This window comes from Nitrosomonas aestuarii (genome assembly GCF_003046585.1).
GTDB classification, from domain to species: Bacteria; Pseudomonadota; Gammaproteobacteria; order Burkholderiales; family Nitrosomonadaceae; genus Nitrosomonas; species Nitrosomonas aestuarii.
The window spans coordinates 336,208-343,323 of record NZ_QAAE01000001.1 but is presented as its reverse complement, the minus strand read 5'-3'; the positions used below and the strand labels follow the sequence as shown (position 1 = coordinate 343,323).

The 7,116-nt window shown below is 43.7% G+C and carries 3 protein-coding genes and 2 pseudogenes; 1 reads left to right on the top strand and 4 read right to left on the bottom strand.

Annotated features, from left to right (window positions below; all coding sequences use genetic code 11):
* The 3 genes and pseudogenes from C8R11_RS01640 to C8R11_RS01630 all read right to left on the bottom strand — a co-directional run.
* A pseudogene (locus C8R11_RS01640) lies at positions 1-361 on the bottom strand (helix-turn-helix domain-containing protein); the annotation flags it as partial.
* A gap of 300 nt (positions 362-661) precedes the next feature.
* Entirely contained in the window at positions 662-3,475 is a 2,814-nt protein-coding gene (locus C8R11_RS01635; RefSeq protein WP_107794169.1) for a hypothetical protein, read from the bottom strand.
* Positions 3,476-3,936: 461 nt separating this feature from the next.
* On the bottom strand, positions 3,937-4,254 hold the full coding sequence (locus C8R11_RS01630) for a P-II family nitrogen regulator (protein WP_107794168.1): 318 nt from the start codon (positions 4,252-4,254) through the stop codon (positions 3,937-3,939).
* A 565-nt stretch (positions 4,255-4,819) separates the two neighbouring features.
* Here C8R11_RS01630 and C8R11_RS01625 point away from each other — a divergent pair.
* Positions 4,820-5,286 (top strand): annotated as a pseudogene (locus tag C8R11_RS01625) (integrase core domain-containing protein); the annotation flags it as partial.
* A gap of 260 nt (positions 5,287-5,546) precedes the next feature.
* Here C8R11_RS01625 and C8R11_RS01620 read toward each other — a convergent pair.
* A complete protein-coding gene (locus tag C8R11_RS01620; RefSeq protein WP_219908517.1) occupies positions 5,547-6,785 on the bottom strand; it encodes a transporter in 1,239 nt (412 codons plus the stop codon).
* Positions 6,786-7,116: the final 331 nt, after the last annotated feature.

Below are 7,116 nucleotides of genomic sequence, written 5' to 3'. Positions count from 1 at the left end.
CTCGCTTTACATGATGGATATCATGCGCCCAGCCTCTCAGCGTTTCTCGTTTCACCACAATGTGTTCATCGGTCTCAAGCTTTTCAGCAAGGTGCTGCAAATTCAAATCAAAATACTTGTCTTTAATTAAGGCTTGCACCGTTTTTTTAATCGACGTTGGCGTTTTATTTGACGGTAACTTGCCACTGTTACCATGCACGACAAACTGAATACCGACTTGCTGATATCGCGTCACATAGCGTTCAATGGTGCGTCGACACTTACTGAGTAATTTGGCACCATTAGCAATTGTTATTCTGCCTTCAACAATTTTAGCAATTATATCAACGGTGAGTTGAGCTTTAGAATCCATCACAATCATCCTCAACATGCCTCCAGTATTCAAAAAAAGAACACTAACAAACATGTAAAAAAGAGACCGACAGTTTCCCTTGGTAATTAGCGATTACGACAGAATCGCCTGGTAATTAAGATACGACAAAGTCGCTTGGTGTTAACAATGAGTCATGAGGGTTACTTCCTTATGGTTGTAATAAAATATTACACTTCTATCAAAACCGGCAACTCTCACTTTTTCAAGTCAAATAACAGATTAAGTCTGAATCAGCACCCCTTATCCGTGTTTACAACTGTGTTTCACCAATACAACTTATCTCGATCCTCAAGGACAGACCGCCCCCCTTGGCTCGGAGAACAACAAAGTAAGCTTGCGCGCATCGGCAATGTTGACAATACCATCTCCGTTGAGATCGAACCGATCGTCTGTCGATGCTGCGCGAATGGCATTCAGGAGGATCGACATATCCCCAACTCGATCAACGCAACCATCTCGATCGAAATCCCCTGGCAGCTCTCGAACTTCCGGCACAGATGAGTAGACAAACTTGCCCGGAGCCGGGATAGCGGAATGTCTGCCAATAATAGTGTTCGTTTCTGGATCCAGTCGGAGTATCCCACTGAATGCGTCACTCCGACTTATATGCAGAAAGCCATCCGGGCCAAATGCCAGTCCTCCCGTACACGAAAACACTGCTCCATCAGGCAGTTCAGTGGCATCCACGAATTGGCCAGGATTTATATCGAACGGACCCTGATAACGATGCACAGCGTAGGTATTCGAATTGCCCACTGAAACATAGAACTGTCCATCTGGGCCGAATACGCTATTGTAGATCTCTGCACTAGCGGCAACAAAGACGCCCATATCTGCACCCGGATTGATATTGAACGGTCCCTGGAACCGCGAGACCTCGGTGCCACCACAGTTGACTACGTAGAGATTGCCATCCGGGCCAAACAAGGTCTTTCCTGGTGAGCGCAGTGTATTCTCAGAAACAAATGTATCTATGAAGGCGCCAGTTTGCCCATGATAGCGCAAAATCCCACCCGTCAGATCATCACTGACATAAAGGTTACTGTCAGGCCCGAAAACTAATCCGCCAATACTCTCAAGGCCTCCCTCGCCGTAATTGACAAAGGCAGCATTAGGATCAGGATCATTGAAGTCGTTATATTTTCCTGTAGTTCCGTTATATCTTTTCACCGCAATGCCAGTCGGAGCGAACCCGAACGATCCAATCGGAGCGTCTGCAACATAAAGTTTCTGATCAGGTCCATACGTCATATCAACTGGATTCTCGGCAGCTCCTGGAATTGAATCGCACTGCCCCAACGGATCCACGCTTGAGCAGTTCGGGATAAACTCGTCGATGAAAACACCAGACCTTCCGTCATATCGCAGAATACTGCCAGCGCCGAGCGGAAAACCAAGCCTGTTAATGACCAGTACCTGGTCACCGGGTGTGCAGGGAACTGGAACCTGGTCCGTTTTCAGGTTGAGACTCGTGATAAGCCTGGGAATGATCCGGTCTGCGTTCTTGAAATTGCTGTAATTTCCTGAAGCATCCAAGGTAAAGTTTCCGCCGGCTGGTCCCGCGACCTTTGCCTGAATGCTCAGAACATTACCACTATTGAAGGTATAGTCTGCCTCGTTAATATCTGGGTTTGTCGATGCACGCAAATCCTGCACTAAATTTGCCAATGTCTCGCTTATCGCTAAGCGTTTATCCTGGTTCACACCAATCTCAGTTTGATTTGGCGCGTTCTTTTGGTTGACGAATGTCCACACAACACCGTTCAGTGTCATGGTTTCGTTGTGTACCGGGTTTCGACTGAAAAAACCATCAGCGCGGGCACGCGTCATATGATTATCCGACCATACGACGTGCGCGACACAGCCATCGACCGCGACACCGATGTATTCAGCGTAATCGGATTTGCTCGTCAGGTGGGTGCCGTGGTTGGATTCGTCGGATTCTGCATCTGCAATCGCGATGTTAGGACTGAATGTCCGTCCGCCATCCACACTGGTAGTCAGATATGTCCTTACTTTAACATTGTCGGGCTGGTCGCCGCGGGTGTCGTACCATACAACACTTACAGTGCCGGTCTTCTGGTCAACATCCAGCCAGGGCAGGAACTGCGTTGCACCAACGTTGTCGTCATTGAGACGGATGGGCGGCGTCCAGGTCTGTCCGTTGTCACCGGATCGTACCAGGAAGATATCGTAGTCGTACGTACCGAGAGGACCTTTAACGACGTAAACTACATAAATTGAACCACTATAGGGCCCGCCACTGCGATCGACATCGATGACTGGGCCGGTATAAATGTTTCGCTCGGGTTGTGCTGGAACACTAGCGATAAAATATGTGGCATTTGGGTCGGCAGCGAGCTCTGGGCCGAAATTTTGTCCGCCATCCGTCGACCGAGCGACACGGATTCCATCACTACTCATCCATGCCACATAGACATCGCCATTTGCGGCAACAACAGGGCGTGGGAACTGCCCGTCCCCTAGTTTTTGGTTTGACTGCTGGAATGTTTCGCCGCGATCATATGAATAGCTCACATGTATCGGTCTGGTAAGCAAAAAACCACCTTCTGCTGCATACGCCATATATACATTTTGGGTCATGGGATCCCCTGGTGCGGGTCCAGCACCGATATGCCACTTGTCGGCGGCTGGCGTCACTGAGCAGGTAGAGGGAACTGGATCATGTTCAAATGCACCATTTTCAAAGCGGCACACGGCTACCTGTTTTGAACTCGTGCTACCCATGGCAGCATACAGCGTGCCTTCATCATCGAAGGCCAGCGATGGGTCTGTTAAAAAACCTGTCACTTGACTGGGAATTTGTACATCAACACTTCGCCAGCTATATCCTCCATCAAGGGATGAATAGAGGAAGTGTTCCGTATTTGCTTTCACTACAAGATGCTTCGGATTCAACGGATTGACTTCGATAATGACCTCACTTGCCTGATCAATATTATCGTCTTGTGCGGACTCGCTGATATTTACGTCTTTGCCCACGCTAACAGTTTGTGCGTAGACGATGCGGACCGCATCCTGCATCGCGTTCACAGACATCATAATGACAATACACAGTACACTATGTAATGAGTATCTCATAATTGAACCTCCATGACTATATTGCACAAACAAAGAGCAAAACTTAGCAAGTGATTTGCATATTATATATTAGGCAAATTCATCTCTTGAAATATTTAATCAAAAATTAACTAATATTTTGTTCTGCAGTCAGAGTCCTTAAAGGAGGTCAAAACTATTGATTATTAAATCTTCTACCTTACACATTGACGCTGCCAAATGTGCGTTTTCGTTAATTCACAGTTCAAATTTTGCAACTTAACCTGACTCGCTGCCATAGTGACTTAACCCAAACTGTTCTACAATGTCGTTTAATGGTTGACCAGTCATTTCCGGCATTTCCGCGTCAGCAGATAATTCAGAATGAACCGACTCTCTAAAATTATCACTGCCCACCACTAAAGTTGCGACACGTGGAACTTATTAATATAAATTGACACGTATCGCAGACTATTAGTTACAGCTTATTCGAAGATCCGAAACTAAAAAGAACCTGTCGGACTTCCTAGCCAGAGACAATCAGAAATCAAACACATACCGCCCAAGTCTTTCATTATTGGTTGTATTTCAGTTAGCAATTTTTGTGCTTTCTCTTCTTGACAGGCAAGAATAACAATAACATTTTCTTCATTAAGGATCACATCACCAGGATCTACGGCGCCACTGGATCCTAAACCGCCAGCCTGTTTAATAACGGTATAGCCACGTACCTCAGTTTTCGATAGCAAACTAACTATTTTAGAGAGTTTATCTTTTCTTATGACTATCTCGAATCTTTTTATTTCTACAGTATTATTCATAGTTTCTCCCAAAGAATGATTAGAAAATAATTATGCATAGAGGCCTGCAAATTCGATCGTTTTGCAATGGCAATACCAAAACAGACTCACAGTTTGTCTTATTGAAAAACAATTCAATGTTTAAATTTCATAATTGCATTTATCAAAGTGCTGGCTTCAACCGTTACAATTTTTTGTAACAGAGCATTCAAAATTACTTAAGTCAGAATTGATCTCTTTTCTCGATTATTGCTATCACAGTCCTCCCGAATATTTGGCTTGACAGATACTGATCTGACCTTGCTCATCATATGCAACTAAAACCATACTAAAATGACTGCAACAAAATAATAATATTTCATAGTATCAATCTCTTATAGTTAATTCATGTCAGATGTGAAATATGGTTCTATCGAAAATATTAAAAAACTGATTTTTACGTTACCAGGCTGTAGTTGTCTCCATTTTTATAACATAACCAATGTTAAATTCTCGTTAAAAACCTTTGATATTATCGGTTTCCCGGAAAATTATGCGCATTCCAATTTAATGTTCTGTGGCAGAATTCCAAATATCAAGGGAATTATCAGTGGACTTCATGCATGACCAGCTGGAGGATAGCCGAAGCTTTCGGCTACTGAATATACTGGACGACTGTAACCGTGAAGGATTGGGTATTGAGGTGGATTTTTCCTTACCTGCGGAGCGCTTCATACGCACACTGGACCGTCTGATCGAATGGCGTGGCAAGCCTGTGACCGGCTTCGCTGTGACAACCGCCCCGAATACATCAGTGGTGCATTAGTCGCGTGGGCGGAAAAGAAAGGTACACAACTGGCATTCATTCAACCGGGCAATCCCCAGCAAAATGCTTATATTGAACGTTACAGCAAAACCGTACGCTATGACTGGTTAAACTATCACTGCTTTGAATCAATCAACGAGGTTCAGGGCTGTGCAACAAAATGGCTGTGGACCTATAATCATGAACGGCCTAACACCGCCATTGGAGGAATAACACCGAAACAACAGCTTGCTCTATTGGCTCATTAACCCCTACTTTTAACTTCGGTTAATAATGGGGGAATTACCAAGAAGAAAACTGCCAACTAAAAAGATACATGTTGAGGAGCGAACAAAATCCGAGTTACCCATATACAAATCATGACGCACGGTTATTAGCATATATCATTGACTTGCCATTACAATTTACCAATGCTGTGGCATTAACACATATAATTGATTGGTTATACTTTACGAGTAAGCTCTAAATTGAGAAAGCAGACATGAAAGAAGCCGGTAATAAAAAATAATCAAAACGTCATTGGTACTCTAAAGTTCAGGTTAATATCCTGCGCATTATTAGTTGTTCCCACACCTACCGACAAATTGTAATTCGTTCGTTTGGAGTATTTAAATGAATAACCCAATAATAATTGTCCGATATCCAGCGCACTACCCCCAATTTTATCTCCGCTGACGTAAGTATTGAAAAAATGCCGGTGTGAATATCCCAGGTTAAATGACGACCGGTTATTGACTGCAAACCCCATTCCAAAAGTTAAGCCAACAGCATCGCCTGGGTTGATTTTACCTGCATTCTCATTGGTACTCATGGTATAGGTATAATTGATATTGCTAAAAAACACCGCTGGGTCAGTTGGATAAAGCGCAGTTACACTGGGCTGAAAAGTAAAAAACCCGATACCAGTAGGGGCTTCTGTCGGAAACATGGCGCCAGGGACCTCTTGTGATTCAACGAATTCAATGTCAAACGGGCTTTTTCCGGTGGGTAGCGTTGTAATTAAATTACCGACCAGAATAGGCCAGCCATTTGAGCCAGTGGTGAGCTGATAACGTGCGGCCAGCTCGATATCACCGATGTTATTTCCATCCGCGTTAAAAGTTTCATTAATACTGGCACCAATGCTGACAGGCCGAGACCGTTGTATATCTGCACGATAAACGTAAGGTACTCTGGCCTCCACCTCGAAGCGATTTGTCACGCCATAGCGTAGCCCAAGGCTGGCAAAAAGGCTGTGGCGCTTGACTTCACGAATATCGGTCAAACCAATGACGATTGCCGGCAGAAATGTAAAAGCGTCCAGAAAGACCCGATTGTTGTCTGAAAATGCATAAGCCAGAGAAGGCTCAACAACGATATTTCCTTTTTTTGTTAATACGCCGCCAACCGTTTCAGATAATCTTGGCATTTCAGGCGGTCTTTCTGGGTCGGTTGTCTGCGGCGGGGCTTGACCGACTGGTCCGGTGGGTGGCTGATCAGATGGTTTTTTTTCTTCTTCTTTTGCCTGTGGGGTCGAGGCAGTTGCCTGAGTCGGCAAACTTTCTTTCGGAGGACTTACTTTTTCTGATATGTTCGCCGTTTGTTGAGACAACGCATCCAGACGTTCTCTTAAACGTTCAAGCTCTTTACCCTGTTCATTGAGGAGTTGACGTTGTTGTTCAAATTTCCTTTCCTGTTCAACAAGTAATTCTTTGTATTGTTCCAGTGTGCCTTCTGATTTACCGGTTTGAGCAAAACTCCCGGTCATAAAAAAAAGGCAAATAAAAAAAATTATGTATTGGATTGGTTTGATCACAAGGGAACTCATATAAAAAATTTTTTATTCATTTTATTGAAGTCTTTTATCATTCGGATTAAATCGGCAAGACTTTATAAATAAAACAAATATCATTATAACTGCCTTATATAATCAGTGTTATTAGAAATTGCGATATAAAACAGCGTCTGTTTTTTATATATATGCGTTACTTATGATTAATAGATTCTAGGTAAGTTAATCATCAAGGCGTGTTTGTGCATTTTGCTTTCTAAGCACCAGGTATTTATGCACAAAAAGAATCACCGGTTACAAAGAAGTA